Origin of the sequence: Phaeobacter porticola (genome assembly GCF_001888185.1) — a bacterium.
GTDB lineage: Bacteria > Pseudomonadota > Alphaproteobacteria > Rhodobacterales > Rhodobacteraceae > Phaeobacter > Phaeobacter porticola.
This window is the reverse complement of record NZ_CP016366.1, coordinates 1-18,453: the sequence shown is the minus strand read 5'-3', so window position 1 is coordinate 18,453 and position 18,453 is coordinate 1. Positions and strand designations below refer to the sequence as shown.

19 protein-coding genes and 6 pseudogenes are annotated in these 18,453 nt (G+C 56.6%); 13 read left to right on the top strand and 12 right to left on the bottom strand.

The genetic code is table 11. The features are described from left to right. Positions 1-296: 296 nt before the first annotated feature. From PhaeoP97_RS18615 to PhaeoP97_RS18605, 3 genes are read left to right on the top strand one after another with little or no spacing between them, the layout of a single operon-like run. On the top strand, positions 297-674 hold the full coding sequence (locus PhaeoP97_RS18615) for a hypothetical protein (protein WP_072506755.1): 378 nt from the start codon (positions 297-299) through the stop codon (positions 672-674). After that, positions 674-1,219 (top strand): TetR/AcrR family transcriptional regulator, encoded by a 546-nt coding sequence (locus tag PhaeoP97_RS18610; RefSeq protein ID WP_072506754.1) that lies wholly within the window; start codon positions 674-676, stop codon positions 1,217-1,219. The genes PhaeoP97_RS18615 and PhaeoP97_RS18610 overlap by 1 nt, the downstream gene beginning before the upstream one ends. Continuing rightward, positions 1,216-1,728: a hypothetical protein gene (locus PhaeoP97_RS18605; protein ID WP_072506753.1), complete on the top strand. Its 513-nt coding sequence runs from the start codon at positions 1,216-1,218 to the stop codon at positions 1,726-1,728. Before PhaeoP97_RS18610 ends, PhaeoP97_RS18605 begins: the two co-directional genes overlap by 4 nt. A 174-nt stretch (positions 1,729-1,902) precedes the next feature. Here PhaeoP97_RS18605 and PhaeoP97_RS18600 read toward each other — a convergent pair. Next, positions 1,903-2,184 (bottom strand): annotated as a pseudogene (locus PhaeoP97_RS18600) (IS3 family transposase); the annotation flags it as partial. On the opposite strand from PhaeoP97_RS18600, the gene PhaeoP97_RS18595 reads away from it, so the two are divergent. The 4 genes and pseudogenes from PhaeoP97_RS18595 to PhaeoP97_RS20945 form a co-directional block, all read left to right on the top strand. After that, complete coding sequence (locus tag PhaeoP97_RS18595) at positions 2,184-3,128, top strand: Na/Pi cotransporter family protein (protein ID WP_072506752.1); 945 nt, start codon at positions 2,184-2,186, stop codon at positions 3,126-3,128. The pseudogene PhaeoP97_RS18600 and the gene PhaeoP97_RS18595 overlap by 1 nt on opposite strands. Next, entirely contained in the window at positions 3,017-3,463 is a 447-nt protein-coding gene (locus PhaeoP97_RS18590) for a TRAP transporter large permease subunit (RefSeq protein WP_083570454.1), read from the top strand. The genes PhaeoP97_RS18595 and PhaeoP97_RS18590 overlap by 112 nt, the downstream gene beginning before the upstream one ends. Before the next feature lie 7 nt (positions 3,464-3,470). Continuing rightward, positions 3,471-3,824: a hypothetical protein gene (locus PhaeoP97_RS18585; RefSeq protein ID WP_072506750.1), complete on the top strand. Its 354-nt coding sequence runs from the start codon at positions 3,471-3,473 to the stop codon at positions 3,822-3,824. Between the two features lie 4 nt (positions 3,825-3,828). Then, a pseudogene (locus PhaeoP97_RS20945) lies at positions 3,829-4,098 on the top strand (CoA-transferase); the annotation flags it as partial. A gap of 163 nt (positions 4,099-4,261) precedes the next feature. On the opposite strand, the pseudogene PhaeoP97_RS18575 reads toward PhaeoP97_RS20945, so the two are convergent. Then, a pseudogene (locus tag PhaeoP97_RS18575) lies at positions 4,262-4,543 on the bottom strand (hypothetical protein); the annotation flags it as partial. A gap of 292 nt (positions 4,544-4,835) precedes the next feature. On the opposite strand from PhaeoP97_RS18575, the gene PhaeoP97_RS18570 reads away from it, so the two are divergent. Further along, entirely contained in the window at positions 4,836-6,038 is a 1,203-nt protein-coding gene (locus PhaeoP97_RS18570) for a Fic family protein (RefSeq protein ID WP_072506838.1), read from the top strand. Between the two features lie 230 nt (positions 6,039-6,268). Here the strand turns inward: PhaeoP97_RS18570 and PhaeoP97_RS20705 are convergent. Beyond that, positions 6,269-6,367, bottom strand: a pseudogene (locus PhaeoP97_RS20705) (IS5/IS1182 family transposase); the annotation flags it as partial. 174 nt (positions 6,368-6,541) lie between these two features. Between PhaeoP97_RS20705 and PhaeoP97_RS18565 the strand changes: the two are divergent. Further along, positions 6,542-8,413, top strand: a complete 1,872-nt coding sequence (locus tag PhaeoP97_RS18565) for a serine hydrolase (protein WP_072506748.1) — start codon at positions 6,542-6,544, stop codon at positions 8,411-8,413. A gap of 77 nt (positions 8,414-8,490) precedes the next feature. Continuing rightward, a complete protein-coding gene (locus tag PhaeoP97_RS18560; RefSeq protein ID WP_072506747.1) occupies positions 8,491-9,696 on the top strand; it encodes a helix-turn-helix transcriptional regulator in 1,206 nt (401 codons plus the stop codon). A 96-nt stretch (positions 9,697-9,792) separates the two neighbouring features. Here the strand turns inward: PhaeoP97_RS18560 and PhaeoP97_RS18555 are convergent, their stop codons facing one another. From PhaeoP97_RS18555 to PhaeoP97_RS18540, 5 genes and pseudogenes are all read right to left on the bottom strand, one after another. Further along, positions 9,793-10,671, bottom strand: coding sequence for an alpha/beta hydrolase family protein (locus PhaeoP97_RS18555; protein ID WP_237029055.1), 879 nt, complete (start codon positions 10,669-10,671; stop codon positions 9,793-9,795). A gap of 180 nt (positions 10,672-10,851) precedes the next feature. After that, positions 10,852-11,055, bottom strand: a pseudogene (locus tag PhaeoP97_RS20115) (transposase); the annotation flags it as partial. Positions 11,056-11,058: 3 nt separating this feature from the next. After that, positions 11,059-11,229, bottom strand: a pseudogene (locus tag PhaeoP97_RS20365) (IS3 family transposase); the annotation flags it as partial. Between the two features lie 166 nt (positions 11,230-11,395). Beyond that, positions 11,396-11,986, bottom strand: coding sequence for a MobC domain-containing protein (locus tag PhaeoP97_RS18545; protein WP_083570453.1), 591 nt, complete (start codon positions 11,984-11,986; stop codon positions 11,396-11,398). 216 nt (positions 11,987-12,202) lie between these two features. Next, positions 12,203-12,394, bottom strand: a complete 192-nt coding sequence (locus PhaeoP97_RS18540; RefSeq protein WP_072506745.1) for a hypothetical protein — start codon at positions 12,392-12,394, stop codon at positions 12,203-12,205. A gap of 186 nt (positions 12,395-12,580) precedes the next feature. On the opposite strand from PhaeoP97_RS18540, the gene PhaeoP97_RS18535 reads away from it, so the two are divergent. Together PhaeoP97_RS18535 and PhaeoP97_RS18530 are read left to right on the top strand one after the other, a co-directional pair. Beyond that, positions 12,581-12,817 carry a type II toxin-antitoxin system CcdA family antitoxin gene (locus PhaeoP97_RS18535; protein ID WP_072506744.1) on the top strand — a complete coding sequence of 79 codons (237 nt, stop codon included), beginning with the start codon at positions 12,581-12,583 and terminating at the stop codon, positions 12,815-12,817. Then, the gene (locus PhaeoP97_RS18530; protein ID WP_072506743.1) at positions 12,817-13,116 is read left to right on the top strand and encodes a CcdB family protein; all 300 of its coding nucleotides are present in this window, start codon (positions 12,817-12,819) and stop codon (positions 13,114-13,116) included. The genes PhaeoP97_RS18535 and PhaeoP97_RS18530 overlap by 1 nt, the downstream gene beginning before the upstream one ends. 123 nt (positions 13,117-13,239) lie before the next feature. On the opposite strand, the gene PhaeoP97_RS18525 is transcribed toward PhaeoP97_RS18530, so the two are convergent. Further along, positions 13,240-13,797, bottom strand: a complete 558-nt coding sequence (locus PhaeoP97_RS18525; RefSeq protein WP_072506742.1) for a TetR/AcrR family transcriptional regulator — start codon at positions 13,795-13,797, stop codon at positions 13,240-13,242. A 133-nt stretch (positions 13,798-13,930) separates the two neighbouring features. Between PhaeoP97_RS18525 and PhaeoP97_RS18520 the strand changes: the two genes are divergently transcribed. Then, a complete protein-coding gene (locus tag PhaeoP97_RS18520; protein ID WP_237029053.1) occupies positions 13,931-14,767 on the top strand; it encodes an alpha/beta hydrolase family protein in 837 nt (278 codons plus the stop codon). 193 nt (positions 14,768-14,960) lie between these two features. Here PhaeoP97_RS18520 and repC read toward each other — a convergent pair whose 3' ends face one another. The 3 genes from repC to repA form a co-directional block, all read right to left on the bottom strand. Beyond that, positions 14,961-16,115: a plasmid replication protein RepC gene (gene repC, locus PhaeoP97_RS18515; protein WP_192849723.1), complete on the bottom strand. Its 1,155-nt coding sequence runs from the start codon at positions 16,113-16,115 to the stop codon at positions 14,961-14,963. 185 nt (positions 16,116-16,300) lie between these two features. Continuing rightward, positions 16,301-17,278 (bottom strand): plasmid partitioning protein RepB, encoded by a 978-nt coding sequence (gene repB, locus PhaeoP97_RS18510; RefSeq protein ID WP_072506851.1) that lies wholly within the window; start codon positions 17,276-17,278, stop codon positions 16,301-16,303. Beyond that, positions 17,278-18,378, bottom strand: coding sequence for a plasmid partitioning protein RepA (gene repA, locus PhaeoP97_RS18505; protein WP_420849028.1), 1,101 nt, complete (start codon positions 18,376-18,378; stop codon positions 17,278-17,280). The genes repB and repA overlap by 1 nt, the downstream gene beginning before the upstream one ends. Positions 18,379-18,453: the final 75 nt, after the last annotated feature.

The following is an 18,453-nucleotide window of genomic DNA, read 5'->3' as shown; positions in this document are numbered from 1 at the left end:
CGCCGCATGGCAGAGGAAAATGGGGCCGTTCGTGCAGACTGCCGCCGTTCGGACGGGCGCGATGCGGTGATCTTTCGATGGGAAGTGACCAAGGTGCGGGTGTGGTTTCAACGGATCGCCGTAGCATTGCTCAGGCCTCTCGGCTGGGGTTTAGCATTGCGAGGTATTTCCAGGTTGTTCGTTTAGCTATCTGACAACTGCGTTGAACTTTGCCTGACCGACACGAAGACTTATACTTTTTAAGTAACCTAAGTTATGTTACTTTCTCTCGAGATTGAACTTCAAAGGTGTTTGCCATGGCATATCCCATTCTTGCGGCCGGCGGCCTGTCCGCCATCATTACCCTAATTCACGTTTTCATGGGCGGCCCGGAGGTGGCGCGCCCGTTGCTGGCCTCAGGCGATCTGGCAAAACACCCTAAATACGTAGCGTACTACTGCTGGCATCTGGTCTCGATCAGCCTTGGCCTTATGAGCCTCCTGTTCCTTTGGCCCGCTCTTTGGGGCGGAAGCAATGATCTTGCCGTCATGGGCAGTGTCATGGCCGCACTCTTTGCCCTTTGGGGCATTGGCCTGCGTCAGTTTTCGAAAGCTGACCTGGCATTCATCGACCTGCCGCAAGGGTGGCTGTTTGTCCCCATTGCGATCCTCGGTTTCTGGGGGAGCCTCTTTTAATGACCGTGCGGTTCTCAAAAGATGACTGGCTGAAAGCCGGACTGGCTCAGCTCGCCAATCTTGGCCCGGACGGGGTGAAACTTGCAAACCTGTGCAAGGCGCAGGGGCGCACAACGGGAGCGTTCTACTTCCACTTCAGGGATCACGCAGCATTTATTTCCGATCTGATCGCCTATTGGGAAAAGACATGCACAGACGACGTTATTGCCGGGTCCGGAGCGCAGGCCGAACAATTGAATTTGCTGGTCGTAGACCTGGATCACCGGATCGAAGTCGCCATGCGGCAGTTTGGCTACCAGAACCGCATGGTCGGAGCAAAGCTTGCGGCGATAGATGGGAAACGCATTGATTTTCTGACCAGCCTTCATGCGCAATCCGGCGCACTAGGGGCAGTAAGCGCGCGGGACCTAGCTGAACTGGAGTATGCGGTGTTTGTCGGGTCACAGATGATCTGGCAGAATGACCTGCCGGTGCAAGGCAAAAAGCTGGGGGCCGCGTTTGATAGTCTCTTGGCAGCCTATCTGAAACGGACGCGGGGCGAGTGAGACAGGTTGAAGAAAACGGCATCCCCGAAGGCAGCCTATTGCAGCAGTTTGCGGAAAGGCCGGGTTTTCATGTAGATGCATTTGTGGCGCACGTGGGTTTCACACCATCGCTGAACGACTACATCGTGGCGATGTTTGATTCACGCGTCTTCCGGATCGAGCGGGCATTGCTGGCACTCGCTGCTTTCAAGCCAACGTTCAAAGAAGGTGTCGCTGCCTTGGCGGCGGCGGAAAGTGACCGGTTAGCCAGCTGGAAAACCGTGCAGCGTACTGAACAAGAGTTGCTGATGGAGGTGGAGAAGGGACGGGTAAGAACCTGGCTGATGGTTGAGCCGGCTCAGGGCGGGGCATCAAAGCTGTGGTTCGGGTCTGCGGTTGTCCCGAAGCCCGCGCAAACCGGGAAGGCAGGCGGAATAGGGTTTGTCTTTCGTACCCTGATGGGGTTCCACAAACTCTATTCACGTGTTTTGCTGCGCGCCGCGATACACGGGCTCAAACGGGTTTTCTGAATTTCTCCTTGACGCCAAGATGATCTTGCTGCGGGCGCGAGTAAAGCTTGAACTATCATCACATGCATCCTCTCTACAGGCGCAGATCAGGATTGTCTGCGTCTCCATTGCCCGCTCCGACTGCAGCGAAAGGGTGGAGTTCGTCCCGATTTCCGGACAGTTTGATTATTGACCCTATGCTGCGCTTTTCCAAGTCATGGTTTCGCATGCTTGCGCAGGGGTTTGGTAGCCTATGGCGGAGTGCCGGCGCTGGCGATTGTAGAATACCTCTATGTATTCGAAGATCGCGGCCTTTGCCTGAGCGCGCGTTTTGAACCGGTTTTGGTGCACCAACTCCTTTTTCAGTGACGCAAAGAAACTTTCCATTGGAGCGTTGTCCAGGCATTCACCGGTTCGGCTCATTGATTGGATGATCTTCGCGGACCCGAGCAGCGCACGGTATTCGCTGCCAGCGTATGGCCATTCTGCTTGGCGCGGATGTCGGCTCGGCCATTGTGTCGCAAGTCCTGCTTTTACGGCAGGATTTTCTGGTGCCGCTGCTTTTGCTTGTCGGTGTCATTCTGTTCCTGCGCAGCTCGCGCAACGAAATACGGCAGCTGGGGCGGATACTGATCGGGATTGCGCTTATCTTCGTGTCGCTCGACATGATCCGCGCCGCCACCGGCCCGCTGATCGACAACCCGGCCACGATCGGCGTCATGCGCTATCTGGGCGGCGATGTTCTGACATCCTTTGTGATCGGCGCTTTCTTTGCTTGGGCTGTGCATTCCTCGGTTGCCGCCGTGCTGTTCTTTGTGACGCTTTCGGCGCAAGGACTGCTGCCTCCTACCGGCGCAGCGGCGATGGTATTGGGTGCGAACGCAGGCGGCGCTTTTCTGGCCTATATGCTGACACTCACCGCCCCGTTGATCGCCCGTCGAGTCGTGGTGACCAACGTTGTGCTGCGTGGTGGAGGCGCCGCGCTACTGCTCGTAGTGTTGTTGCGAAACCCCGGGCTTCTCACATGGCTCGGAGAGAGCGCATCACGGCAGGCGATCAATCTGCACCTCGCCTTTAATGCCGGGCTGGCCCTGCTGGCCATGCCGTTTCTGAAATGGATCACTGTGCTGGCCGAACACATGATGCCGGAACACGCTGCAACAAATGCCGACGCGATCCAGACCACGGCATTGGATCCCGCCGCCCTTGATCAGCCGCCCCGGGCACTGGACTGCGCGACCCGCGAAATCATGAAGATGGGCGAAACGACCGAGACCATTTTGCGCGCCTCAATCGTGCTTTTTAAAAGCTGGGACGCGGCCGCAGCCAAAGCCTCATCCGCGTCTACAACTTCTTTGGCGGTGCGGCCTATGTCACCTCGGCCATCACCGCGCTCGACTGGTCGCCACTGGCGATCCTGATCGTGATGATGCTGATCCTGTTCGTGCTTGGCATGTTCATGGACTGGATCGGCATCCTGCTTCTGACCATGCCGATCTTCGTGCCGATCATCATCGGCTCCGGCTATGACCCGATCTGGTTCGGCGTGTTGTTCACGATGAACATGCAGATGTCTTATCTGACACCGCCTTTCGGTCCGGCCGCATTCTACCTGAAAGGTGTCGCGCCCGACGACATCACCATGGGCGACATCTACAGCTCATTCTGGCCGTTCATCTTCCTGCAGGCGCTGGCCATCGCGCTCCTGATCGCCTTTCCGCAAATCGCCCTTTGGCTGCCTTCTGTTTTGATGTGAGGATCCCATGAGCAAGATCACCGATTTCGAAACCGCCGTTGCCGACATTCCGTCCGGTGCCACCCTGGCCATCGTTGGCGTCATCGGCTGGATCGTCCCGGAAAAGCTGCTGTGCAGCTTGGGGCAGCGTTACCTTGATACCGGTGCGCCGGGCGATCTGACGCTTTATGTCCCTTGCTTCGAGGGCGACAACGGCGCGATCAAGGGCATCGACAACCTGATGCACGACGGCATGACCAAGCGGTTGATTACCGGGTCGTTCATCAACCCGCCCGATCCGAAAACCGGCGAACGCCCCGGTCGATGGGTCAGGTCCGGGCCGACAAGATCGAGGCCTACAGTTTTCATATCGGCGTCATGATGTATTGGTTGCGCGGCGTAGCCCCGGCTATCTGACCGAGGTCGGCATCGGCACCTTTGTCGATCCCGATCTGGATGGCGGCAAGGTCACGCCCTGTACAACCGAGGACATCGTCGAAAAGATCGATTTCCGCGGCAAGCCGCACCTTTTCTTTCCGAGCCAGCATCTCGACTACGGCATCATCCGGGCGACGTCGGCCGACAAACACGGCAACCTGTGTTTTGAGGACGATCCCTTGGTGTCGTCCAATCTGGCGATCGCGCTGGCGGTCAAGGCCTGTGGCGGCAAGGTGATTGCCCAGGTCAAACGCACCTATGAACCCGGAGAGCGTCATGCGTGTACGCCATCGGCGGCGGTGCCGTCTATACGGCCTCCTGCGACGTGGTTTTTTCCAGCGCAGACGCAAAATGGGCCCTTCCCGAAGTTCCCGCCGCTTACGGGATTGCCGCGATGCAGGCGCGGCTGGCCAAGGAAAAGCGCTCGATCGGCGCGAGAGTCGAAACGGTGGTCCAACCGAGATGGAAGAATGTCCCGCCCTGTCCGCAGATCACATGCGCGTTTGGCAATAACGCCGCCTGCTTCAGATAGCCGAGGTCACGCAGGACAGTCTCGCGCTTGAGCCGTTGTGCCTGCCCCGTCTGGCCGGTTCGGCGTAGCTCCTTGTGTCGCCACCACGAGGCAGCGGTGGCGCGTAACACGCGCAAGACACCTGTTTGCATGGGAATGCCCTTGATCAGGAACGGCAGACCGGGACCCGGCCCGGACCCATCTGAGGGACCCCAAACGCCCTTGTCCGTCAGTCACAAAACCCGAAGAACACTTTCTCTTTTTCCGGCCCCTTTGGGCACACAACAAAACCGAAAAGCCCGGCACATCTGCCGAAGCCATTGATTTCATGCAGCAATTCTAGATCGGCAACCAAGATCGGCAACGCATATCGGCAAAACCTTGATTGAAAGTACGAAATGTGTTTATTTTTCAACTACTTTGCAAACATGGAAGATCGGCAAAATGCTGGAAACACCCGCCAGGATCGAACCCTGCTTCTTTGAGGAGCATATTCCTACAGAACTGGCAGACCTTTCGGTCGACATCCAGAGGGAAGCTACCGGGCTGGGACAAGGGTTGCATCCTGACAGCGCAGCCGAACTTGCCGATCTCGTCCGTGTGATGAACTGCTACTACTCCAACCTGATCGAAGGACACAACACGCGCCCCCGCGACATCGAAAGGGCGCTGGCTGGTGCCGAGCTTGAGGAAGAAACCCGCCCTCTCGCCCTTGAGGCCCGGGCGCACGTCATCGTTCAACGGGCCATCGATGAGATGCATCGCATAGGCACCCTGCCCCGCCCCACATCAGTCGAATTCCTGACTTGGGTCCATAAGAGCTTCTACGACGAGATGCCGGATGAGTTTCGGGTCATCGAACATCCCGACGGCACACAAGAACCCATCGTTCCGGGACGCATGCGCCAGGATGACGATCGGGAAGTTGCGGTCGGGCGCCACCTACCTCCTTCATCGTCGCGCGTCGCGGCATTCATGGACCATTTCGACAAACGATTTCAGATTGCGGCGCGGTCTTCGAGCGGACGGATCATCGCGATCGCCTCTGCACATCACCGGCTCAACTACATCCACCCTTTCCCGGATGGTAACGGCCGTGTCAGCAGACTGATGTCTCATGCCATGGCCCTCACAGCGGGGATTGGTGGCCAAGGGCTCTGGTCGGTATCACGTGGGCTGGCCCGCGGGCTAACCGATCGGGGCGAGTACAAACGGATGATGGATCTGGCCGACAGCCCACGCCGCGGAGACCGCGACGGACGGGGGAACCTGTCAGAAGCGGCACTGAAGACGTTTAGTGAATGGTTCCTAAAGGTGACGCTCGACCAGATCAGCTTCTCAGCAAGATTGTTCGATCTCGGCGGATTGGACCAACGGTATCGTCGTCTCGTTGCAGATACCATTGATGACAAGCGAGCGCCGGAACTAATCTCGGCGGTTCTTCGGCATGGGGCACTGGAACGAGGCGATGCGCAGATTGTGCTCAAGACATCCGAGCGTACTGCTCGCAACACGCTGAGTAAACTGACCGCCGCCGGATACCTGACTTCCGCCTCGCCGAAGACGCCAGTTCGGTTGGCGTTTCCGTTGGATTATCGAGAGCGGCTTTTTCCAAACCTCTTTGGAGATGGTGACCTCCCACAATAACTTTAGGGATTTAGGGTGTAATGCCTGGCCGCCGATTTCTTCCATGGGCTGCGAGATTTTCATCAAGGCTTACTCGTGTGTCACTTGTCCACCGCGGTGGACATCTGCTGGTCTGAGATAAACTGAAGAACCACCACGCGCCGCTAGGTGCGTTTGGACAGTTTTGGTTGCCACAAGACTCTGTTGCGCAAATCGGTTGAGGGCCAAGGTTCCCCTTTCCCCAGACGGACTTATCGCACGGCCTCTGTAACGGATATGCCAAGCGCGGTGAATCCGTTCATGACCGCAACACGGAGCTGAAGCTCGGCAATGCGGCACGGGAATATCCGTAGCTGGGAAAGATCGATTTCCGATCTCAGGGACTTTTTCATGGTGATGTGGCTTGGGTACAGATGAATTTGTCCGCCCCGACCGATCCGGACGCCAGCATAAATTCTCTGTGACAGGCAGGGTAAAGCGGACCAGTTGGTTCGTTTTACTTGGATCAACACAAGGATACTGACATGTCCCATTTCGACCCAGCTGCACTGAAAGAAGCACCAACCCGTGCATTGCTGGATTTTGCAGAGAACAGCCCAGCACCTGCTGTCTTGATTGAAATTGCCCGCAGCGGACTGTCGGTACACAATGCCTCCGGCACGGTTGAACGGGGCGGAGACCAAGCCGCCAGTACCTCCAATCAGTTTGAGATCGGATCGCAAACCAAGATGATGACTTCGGTCGTTGTGCAGCAGTTGGTTGGTGAAGGGATGATCGATTTTGATGCGCCGCTAGCAGGCCAAATGGACCTATCTGGTCTAGAAGGCATTTCTAATATCAACGAAGTCACGGTGCGGGAGCTGCTGGCCAACCGCTCCGGAATCCCTGACTTTGATACCGTGCCGGGCCAATCCGGTAACCCGGCATTCATTGAATTGCTTCTGCTGGATCCTGACCGTCCCGTTGGTGTCGACGAACTTCTAGCGATCGCTGCGGGGGAGCCTGCTTCCTTTGCCCCGGGGGAAGCATATGAATACTCAAACACCAACTTTTTGCTATTGCAGAAGCTGATTGAACAGGTCACCGGAGACAGCTTCGGCCAGGTTCTCGAAGACCGCATTTTCTCAGCGGCGGGTATGCAGGACAGCGCGTTGAGGTCAGACGGGCGCGCAGAGAACCTGTTGCACTCCTATGCGGAACTCTCCCCGGGGCAGATCCTGGATGTGACCGACGTAATGATGGATTTAGGCGCAGCTGGTGGTGTCGTCTCAACCACATCCGACATGATCCGCTTCTTTGACGCTTTGCTGGTGTCGCGCAGCCTGTTGTCCGCTGAGCAAATGGAGGAGATGCTGGACTTCAGGGCACCGGATGGAACGCCTGGCGTGGAAGGCGAAAGCCTTGGCCTTTCATCTGGAGAGATCTTCGGGCAACAGTTTATCGGTTTCCAAGGCGGGACGTTAGGCACAAATACCGCAACGTTCCTTCATGTTGAATCTGGCACGATATTTTCCATCGCTGCGTCCCATTCGAACGCAGAACCGACTAACCTATTGGTCGACGCATTTGCAACCGTGTACAATGATGATGCATGGGTCAATTTCGACCCGGCTGCCGAGAGCTTTACCATTGCCGGCACTGCCGCCGAGATTACACTCACCGAAGATAGCGATGCGCCCGATGGGGCCCAGACAGTTTTTGCACTGGGAGACGCGAGCCTGACCTTTGACCAAGGGGTCGCGGAGCTTGATACTGGGCGTTTCAGTTTTCAGGATGGCTCAACACTGTGGATCAGCGCGCAAACCACGGATCACTTTGATATATTGCGGCACGCGCCAAACTCCGCGCAAAGCGATAACCAGCTTATCGGGTTACAAGGAAATGATCATTTGCGCGGCGGGTATGGCAGTGACAAAATTGATGGTGGCAGTGGGCATGATCATCTGAGAGGGCGTGCAGGAAACGATCATCTGGACGGGGGACGTGGCAGCGACTTCCTCGTCGGTAATCGAGGTGACGATAACCTGAGCGGTGGCGCCGGGCGCGACCATCTGCGCGGCGGAAAAGGCGATGATATACTATCGGGAGACGGCGGGACTGACATACTGCGCGGCGGCGCGGGGCATGATACATTGGAAGGCGGCGCCGGACGCGACTACCTGTGGGGAGGCAAAGGTGCGGATACATTCGTATTTCAACTCGATTCCGGTCGAGACCTCATCTTTGATTTCAATGCTGAAAAGGACCAATTGGATTTCTCACAGACCGGGTTGATTTATGAGGATTTGGAGATCCGCACATTCGGCAACCATACGCAGATCAGCTATGCCGATGCCGAAGTCTCGATCTTTGCAACTTCGCTTGAGCCCTTGACGGAAGATAGTTTCATCTTCTGAACCTGACAAAGAGACATGCAGGGCAGCACGGGCATCCACCGTGCGGGCCCTGCTAATATCTGGATACTAGTCGCCACATGGACCCCGCAGCGCTAAATTTTGATCAAGAAACGTTCCGCTTGGCTGCCGCCGTCGGACTACTGGTACTATCAACCTTCTGCGCGAATCTGTTATTGCTTCCCGACCGGCATCGGCGCGTCAGGCTGCCATTGGCGCTGTTCTTTGTCGCCCAGTCCATTGAACTACTCGCGCTGCCCGTCTCATATCTTCTGCCGGGTGGCGAACCGGGGTTTATGAACCTTGCGTTTGAGCTGGTAGAGATTCCGATGACCATGGGCCAGCCTTTTCTGCTTTGGCTCTATGTTCTGCGGTTGACGCGTGATCCCACTATAACGTTCGCCGTTCCGCGCTCGGTATGGCACGGTCTGCCTATCGGGTTCGCCTGTATTCTCTACTTGTACATCTTGCTTTTACCAGCCCCCTTACAGGCCGGCCTGCAACCGGGCGCGAAAGACCTGGTGATATGGCAGAGCATTGCTATGGCTGGTCTTTATGGCGCAACGATCTTGTTCTATGCCTTGGTGCCAATCTACTCTGTGATGATCTTGCGGCGGCTTAGCCGTTACCGGACGCGCCTGAAAGATCTCTTCGCCAGCAACGAGAGCCGAGAGTTAGCTTGGGCGCGCTGGTTGGCAATCTCTGTCGTTGCATACTGGGCATTTAACGTCGTTGCGATTGTGGTCTCGGAGTTTGACCTGAACTTTCCTGGGGCTGCTGTGTTTGATTCACTTCTGGCAGCCATCATCGTAAGGTACACTGTGACTTGGAGTATTGCCCTTTGGGGCCTGCGTCAACGACCAGGGATTGTGCCGCCCTTTACGACACACTCAACTGGCCCTGTGACGGAACTGCCAGCGCGAAAATACGGCCGTTCCGGGCTGAGTGACACCCGCCTTGATCGGATTGCCACGAAGATTGAGACCCTGATGAAAGATGAACACCTTTACCTGCAACCCGACCTTTCCCTTTGGGATCTGTCAGACAGGATTGGCTCCACCACGCATTATACATCTCAGGCACTCAACGAAAAGATCGGCCAACGGTTTTTTGACTACATAAATCATTGGCGTATCCAGGATGCAAAAAACAGGCTGCGCAGTAGCGACGCGACTATCTTGGCAATTGCCTACGATGTCGGGTTCAATTCGCGCTCGTCGTTCTACACGGCATTTAAACGTGAGCTGGGGCAAACGCCTTCACAATACCGGTCCAAGAAGCGCTGACCAAGATGAGAGTACCAACACGAGTATTCGACCACCCAGCAGATGCTGAGTGCACAAGGTTGGGGCTGAGGATCGCAATCATCGTAGCACGATCCCTTAATGCTCAATTTGGTTCCGCTCCTTGATCCAACCAGTGATCTCATCGAGAGCACCGGGCGCGAAGGCAAACCGCCCTTCGGCGAGGAATCGCGCGATCGCAAACAAGGACCAGTCTTCGGTTAGCTGCCAGTTGTAGGCCGAGGACTTAAGCAGACCGTGCGTTGCAGCCGGCCAGAGAATGATTTTGTTGTGAACGCCTCCCGCTTCCAATGACTTTCTATAGAGTGCAGCGTCATTTTCAGCATCAACATTCAAGTCGTCCGCCCCCCATATAGCAAGCAAAGGAAGGTCGAGCTGTGCCAGGTCCAATCGTGCGTCGGCGTCTCGATTTTCGCGAATAAAGTGCCATCGATCCACCGACATGCCGGTTGGCGCATTCTCAACCTGCGCTTTCGGACCAAACGCATGGTCGTCAGCGATAGTCTGAGCCACGATAATATCCTGAATCATCTGGGGATCCAGGCCATCCTGGGCCAGGCGCACGCGCGTGTAATAGTCTCCCTGATCTTGCCATGATACCGCAGGACCGACCAGAACCAAAAAGTCGGCGTCCCGGCGCGTAAGCTGCGGTAAAACCCATCCGGCTTGAGAGAACCCGACTGCCCCCAATGCCACATCGTCAAAGCGCTGATTTAACAAACTCAGGGCAGCGCGGGTTTCAGAGGCGCGGTCTGCCATGGATTGATGCAACCAGTTGCCACCAGATCCGCCGACACCGGGTTTATCCCAGGACGCGACGGCGATACCTTGATCCAGGAAGACGTTGATGAGTGGAGCGTAGCCCCCACCGGCAACGCGGTCTTGTGGACCATCGCCATGAACGAAGACGACGGCTGCATGAGCGGCCCCCTCTGGAAGCCAAAGCGTCCCCGAAATTGACGACCCCTCGGAAGTGAAATTGAATCTCTCACTTTGGCGCCAATCAAGATCATGATCGCTAAGGCGCCAAACAACCAGCGCCCCTAAGACTGTGAACCCCAGGGCGCACGCTACAATCCACTGCCGTATCAATTGAAATCGCCCTGAACGTTGCCATCTGACAGATAGATAAGGAGGAGCTCCGCGAGCGGCAATCACATTGTGGCATCTGCGCGTGTCATAAGCCCCATCAGTGGTGACCGTGGCAATCCCTTGGTCGGGCGGGATCTAATTCAGGAGGTTGGGCAGCATAGGTGCGTCGCCGACATTGCTTATCGTGACGCCAACCGCGCAGAGCTCCAGTGTTTCTTCATCTATACCGAGATGCAGCTTGCACCAAAGCTAATAGATGCACTGCAATATGCATTCGCGGCGACACAGCTCAGCAATGCGGTCCTCCCCACGCAAGCCGTCCCAAACGACTCTGATCTTCTCTTCAAAGAAATACTGTTTGCGGGCCGCACGCTTGATATCTTTGACGATCTTCTCGTTTGGGATTTTGGATGTCTTTCTCATCTTCCACTCCTCAATGGTTACGATGAGCCAAGAACACTCTCTTATCAAATACGGCTATTTGGACTCAAAAGCGTTGACGTAAGACAGTTCTGGTCCAGCTCTCTTGACGGCACCGGAGCGTACAGGGTGCGCCCAGAAATCCTGAAACCCAAGCTCTGTCTTGAAATCACTCATCGGTCAGATCACCCCCTAACTGAAATTTCAAACGGCCAGCAGCATACTGCCTCAACAGTTCCCGCAGGCTCTCGACCGAGTCGCGCAGTTCATTCAACCCATTCCGCGCCGGAGCATAGTTTCTGCCGGTGAAACCGCCTCGGTTCATGGCCGCTGCAATCTGGTTCAGGGTCGTTGCCGCACCGCGAAGCTGCCGAAACCCCGAGCGGATATTTCGCCGCTCACCCTGAACGGGCTGAGGCGCGGACAAGGTACGGGCTGTCAAAATTCTAGCTGCCCAAGTTGAAGGAGGAACCCCCTGCTCCCTAGCTTCCTTTTCGATCTCATCCCGAACACTCGTCGCGAGACGCACAGTCAACTTACCCTCTCTACGCGCCTGGCTCGGTTTACTGCTGGGAACCTCAGCGTCCCCGGAAACGGTCTCAACCAATTGTCGAAGAAACTTCGAAGGTGACACGCCGTGCTCGGCAGCAACCGCTTCAAAGCGGGCTTTGCTGTCGGGTGACACACGGCTTTTTACGACTTCCGATTTCTGAGACATAATGATTTGTGACCCATCGCTGGCGCTCGGCCTATCCTGCATTAGTCCATCCTTCAACCAATTGTGTTGTCCGGGACAACACAATTGGGATTCGCGCCCGCATTCAAGAATGCGGCGGGGCTGTCTGCCCCGGGTTATCCGAGATACAATCTGCGAAAGTCGATACTCTTGGCTAACATGGACACCATCAGACCTTGAGCCTGTCCTGGGATCGAAACCACGCATCACCCGACCCTTTGCCCTACCAATCGCGTGCCATCATTCGGGATCATTCTCTGGTTCGAAGGTTTCAAACGTGCCGGTGGCCTTCACCACATCGACTATGAACCGTGTGATGGATGGCATATAGGCCTCATCCAGGGGAAACCGCTCGAGCGGCTGCGCCAGCTCGACTTCGCTGGTGTGGCGCAGCTCTCTATGCTCCCACCGCGAAGCGACGGACTGGGGCAAGACACCTGCTTGCGTTCATTCCGGAAAGACAGACCGGAACCCGGGTCGGACACATTTGAGGGACCCAAAAGGCCTTCCTCGATCAGTCACAAAATCCGAAGGACACCTTCACTTTTTGTGGCCCCTGGTTCCAGAACTTGACCGCAGAGATGCTGCGCATATATGATGCGCATGAGAGGTGGATCGATGCAGTCACAATCCTTACCCAAAAAGCCGACAAACCTGACGTTGGATCAGGGGCTTTTGTCGGAGGCGCGCGCTTTTGGGGTCAATCTGTCTCAGGCGGCTGAAGCCGGTTTGCGGCAAGCTGTGCACGAAGCCAAGACCGAAGAGTGGAAACGCGAAAACGCAACGGCGCTGCAATCATCAAACCGGTGGGTCGAGGAAAATGGCTTGCCTCTGGATCGCTATCGCCCCTTCTGATGGCCCGGTTCGACGTCTACAGCAGCCCTGACAGCACCGGGTATCTTTTGGATGTTCAGGCCGATCTTCTTGAGAGCCTGAACACGCGGATCGTTGTGCCGCTGATGCCCCTTGATGCAGCACCCGCACCGGCAAAGCGGCTGAACCCGATATTTGACATTCGCTCAGGGCGCTATGTGATGGTGACGCAGTTTCTCTCGGCTGTTCCCGCGTCGCTGCTGAAAACACCTGTCCTGAACCTCGCATCCTGTGACAGCGATATCATGCAGGCGCTTGACCTTGCGCTGACAGGGATCTGAGGGGCGCACGCCGCCTCTTGTCCGACTGCCTGCCCTGCCCCACCGTTGTGAAAATTGTCAGCTGACAATTTTCCTGCCCCCTGCCCTGGCCGTATCACTACCGCGATCTAGGGGCACACCAGATCAGCCAGTTATCCCTTCGCGCAGCTCTGCGGCGAGGTGATGAAAGGGCGCACCGGATTGTTGGGCATAGGCGATGATCCACGCCCCTTGCAGCCGCATGTGCAGCGACAGCGCTGCCTGCTGGGCGTCGCCGACCCCGAACCGTTCCGCCTGTCCGACCAGACCCGCGGTCCATGTGTCATAAATTTCTTCGGCAGTTTTGCGCAGCGCGGGTTCGGATGGGGCCGCCTGAAGGATGCTGACCACGGGACAGGCTGGCACGCTGTTGTGGTGATCAGCAGCTACGGCAAGCGCCTCGCAGGCCTTTACCCCACCCTCTTCAAAACTCGTCGCGGCATCAAAACACTGGCCCAACATCCGCGCCACCCAATCACCTGCCCAACGGGTTGCTGCATCAGCCAATTCGACCTTGCCGCCCGGAAAATGATAATACAGCGATCCCTTGGGCAGTTCTGCCGCCACAAGGATCTCTTTCAGCCCAACCCCATTATAGCCCTTGCTGCGAAACAGCCGGGAGGCAATGCGGATCAGTTTATCGCGGTTCTCACTTGATGACATGGCGTCATCCCTATCGCACCTAGACCACTTGGTCTACAGCTGCTATAGACCAAGTGGTCTAGGTAGTGGAATGTGAGAAAATCTGATGGAACAGGCCGCTGAGAAAGTCACGATCCCCTGCGCAGGATCAACGATGGTAGGCACTTTCTATCGGGCCAGCGGTACCCCCCGCGCTTCTTTGGTCCTGAACGGCGCCACCGGTGTTCCGCAGCGGTATTATCGCCATTTCGCGCAGTGGGCGGTGCAACAGCGCCTAAACGTGCTGACCTATGATTACCGCGACTTTGGAGAAAGTCTGTCCCGACACCAGAAAGACAGCCCGCTGACAATGGCGGACTGGATGCTGGATGATCAAAGCGCGGCCTTGGCGACCCTTACGAATCTGGCCCCTCATGGGCCGCTCTGGATCCTGGGGCACTCGCTGGGGGGGCTTGGCGTGGCCTTCCATGACTATGATCCGCGTGTGACCCGGATCACGACAATCGGCAGCGGCTTTGCCTATCATTGGGACCACCCGTGGAGCTATCGCCCCTTTGTTTTGGCCTTTTGGTTTCTGCTTGGCCCGCTGGCAACGGCTATGATGGGATACCTGCCCGGAAAATCTCTGGGGTTTGGTTCCGATCTGCCTGGCGGGGTTTATTGGCAGTGGCGCCGCTGGTGCACCCGTCGTGATTTCTTTGCCTGCGATATCGGCAGCGCCCTGCCACGCCCAGATTACCAACGCCCCCTGCCCCAGCTTCGGATTTGCGTTGCCAAGGACGACGTGGTTGTGCCGCCAAGTGGGGTTCAGCGCTATGCGGACACTTTGCGTAATTGTGGCGGGCGTTTTGTCACGTTTGATCCTGCGGACTATGATCACAGGTTCCTTGGCCATATCGAGATACTTGGGGCGGGCAATGAGGCGGTCTGGGGCGATCTGCTGGCACTTCCCGAGACAGCAAACGAGGATATTGATGTGGTGAGTGCGTGATGATGCACCTGCCCTTGCCGCTTTCCTTCTCTGGTTAAGTCTCTGGTTTCTAGGGTAGTGTCCCTGAAATTGTCAGCAGACAATTTTCTGATATATGAAATCTCAGACCATCACTAAGCCGTAGATTTGCACAGGTCTGATCTTAAGGGATGGCCTGCGTCGGCACATGGGTTCTGTATCATGCAACATCGGATCAGGCCGGAACAGCGTCAAAATTGTCAGCTGACAATTTCTGCCGTTGTCTGATTGATGCGATGATCGTCCTGATCGAAAACTGCCCCACTCGTGCCTGTTGCGATAGACGACGGAGATAGGCACCCGGGCTGCGGATCTCGCCAAGTCGCTCAAGCATACACAGCACCAGCGTAGAGGCTTTCTGTGTGCCCATGATGCGCTCTGCTTCGTGAAAGACGGGTTGTTCAATCCCCATCATCGGCACCAACTGGCAGGCTGTGCGTGTGAGATCATGCCAGGATCGGATGCCATCGGGAAAGAACTGCTTGTATTCATGACAGGACGACAGAACATCTTGCAGTGGCTCTTCTATGCTTTGCGTTGATGTGTCCTCCGCCTCTTTCGTTGCAGGTTGTGGCGATCCTTCAGAGTCAGAAATAGATTTATTTAAATACTGTATGTGCCGTTCATTATGGTTGTCGCTGCCGCTCATTTCCGCTGACGCGGCGCATGTTTCCAATTGCGTGTTTTGTGTCTGGGGGGCAGGCAGGGTGGCGACGATATCAGTCAATGCGTCGATCAGCGCGATCAGATCTGCCTCATCGGCGCGGCGGCGTAGGGTCAGGCGGGCGCGTTCTAATGTTTCCCGGGGCAGGGGGGGCAGCTGCAGATCTGATGTCAGGATTTCTTGCCGTAACAGGGCGAGCCGATCCCGTAGCACGGCAATACGCTCGGCCTTCAGGGCAGCCTCTGCTGCGATCGCCTGCACCTGAGCGGTGTGGACAGCGAGCGGGGAGAGGTCAAACCCATAGGCCACCGCACGGTTCGAGCCGATGTTGCGGGCAAAACGTTTGCGGTTGGGGCTGTCATGACGGCTGACAATTCCGGTCTCGACCAGCTTGGCAAGATGACGCCGCAATGTGCTTTCGGGCATTCCGTTCAACCGCTCACTGAGTTTGCGGTTCGATGGAAAGACCACAGTCCCACCGCGTTCTGCCGAAATCATTTGCTCTGGCAGAAATGTCATCAGGGCTTTTAGAACGCTGAGCGTTCGATGAGACACACCAAATTCGGGCGCTGCCTTGGTCAACGCTGAGAGGATGTCCCATTTGTCCACGGAGGGCAGGGCACATGGCTCCGCCATCCCAAACGTGACTTGGGAAGCATGTTTCATAGATTTTTTCACGAAAAGGCAAAAATCATCCGCCCCTGTGCAGCGCACAGAGTTGACAACAATGATTCGAAGGGGGTATTCCAAGGATGCTAAGTTTGAAATGAGCCTTCTGGGATGTATGTCCTGGGGGGCTTTTTTTCTTGCCGGGGTTCGTGCCTCCTTTCCTGTCTCTTGCCTGTTGTTTGTTACTCTTCCGAGGTTTCTGTCATGAAACGCTCGTGAAGCTCGTTTAGCAGGGTTTCGGCATTTGCCTCGAACCATGCATCAAATTCTGCGTTGTCCTTTGCCGCGATCGTCACCGAGACACCCTTGCCACTGCGGCGAAGGTCAGCCAGAGGACGGCCATTCAGCCCCTCAAGCACGCGGGCATGCGGGGCAGGGGTCTTGGCAGATTTGGGTTTTGGTTTTTCGCTTCTGGCCTGTTGTGCAAGGGCCAATGCCGCCTCAAACCGGGCATCGGACGGCGCGGCCGGAAAGTTGGGCGTGCGCATTCGGTCCAGCACACGGGCGCGCGCTCCCGGCTCCTGCATCGCCTTGGCCAGCGCCATCCAGCGTTCGCGGCCAATGCCAGGCGCAGAGCCGATCTGACGGAGGAAATCCAGGTCAAAGGCTGTGCCCACCTTCAACATGCGCGACACCATCGGCATATCAATTGACAGTGCTGCGGCGATTGTCTGCCGGTCATAGCCACTGTCCTGTAATTGCGCGGCAAATGATGCCTTTTCAATAAAAGACAGATCCTGACGTGCCGTATTTTCCTGACCCTGCGCCATCACGAGGGCATGGTCATCCAGCTGGCGGATCATTGCCTTGACCGGCACCCCCAGCTCACGCAGCGCTTTCAGCCGTCGGCGACCATAGACGATCTCAAATCGTCCCTGAACCTTGGAATTGGGGCGCAGCAGAACGGGCACCTGCTGGCCATAGGTGCGCAGGCTTTCGACCAGTTGACGGTGCGCGGCATCATCCAGACCCAAACGGTCCTCAAGCCCGGCATCATCGATCAGTGCGGCGTCGATGTCCTGTACCGCGTTTTCCTGCAGCCGCGTCAGCGAGGATTGCAGGGCCCCAACCGCACCACGTGGCATCATTCGGGCTTTTGGCTCGGACCGTTGGGCGGTGGTTGGAGTGGTGTCAGAGCTGAGAATTCCTTTGCGTGCCATTAGCGACCCCATGCATGTTGAATGAGTGTTTCGATCTCTTCATTGACTTGGTTGAGAGAGTCTATTGCACGATCGTAAGTATTTCGATGGAACTGCGTACGCTCTACTTCATAGACAGTTTGCTGAGTGAGGCCCGCGTCAGAAACGGCAGTAGATTTAAGCATATGCGCGGTCATGACTTCTTTACCAAAGAGTTGCCTGAGGAAGGCAACCACCTGTTGTTGCGGCCCGTCATTGGGCTCATACCGGTTAATGAGGAAGCGCAGGAAATCGAACTCCATCTGCGCGCCGGCATTGCCAACCACGTCCAGAAGATCCGCGCTCATCTGCAGGAATTGCGACATTGAGGCGACATCGAGCATATTCGGGACAACGGTAATCAGAACCCCGGTCGAGGCACAAAGCGCCGACATTGTCAGATAGCCAAGCTGGGGCGGGCAGTCGAAAAGGATCACGTCATAATCCGCCTCAACCTCCTGCAGCACCGTCGCCATGCGGGCAAAGAAAGGCGGCTGGATATTGTTGATCAACGCCTGCGGTGTTTCGTGTTCAAATTCCTGCAGCATCAGCCCAGCTGGCGCCAGATCAATGCCGGTGAAATAGGTCTTCTGGATGATCTGTTGGAGCGGCACCGGATCATCGTAACGGATCGCATCGTAGATGGTGCCGGAAGCCAGGAAATCATACTCAGGTCGATAGCCAAACAACGTCGTCAGCGACGCCTGCGGGTCAATATCCACCGCCAGCACGCGATAGCCTTTTAGCGCAAGCCGCTGTGCGGTGTGGATCGAACTGGTTGTCTTGCCCGATCCGCCCTTGAAGTTCAGGAAGGACAGCACCTGCACCTTGTCGCCCTCGCGGCGACCGGGCAGATAGGTGCCCGGCGTCTTGGCTGTGCTTTCCAGCGTATGGCGGATTGCCAGCAGATCTTCGGCAGAATAATGGCGCCGGCCACCTGGGGTGGTGTGAACATCAAGGATGCGGCCGTCAAAGTGCAGTTTGCGCAGAAAGCTCGCTGAAATTCCCAGCAGGTCGGCGGATTCACCCGCGCTGAACAGGCGCAGTTCCTTGCGCGCATCGGGCGCAAAGCTCTTGAGCATATGGCTTTCCAACGCGGCCGCGAGCCGTTCGGCATTGTCGCGGATGCGGTGGTTTATTGTGGTGGACTCTGTCAC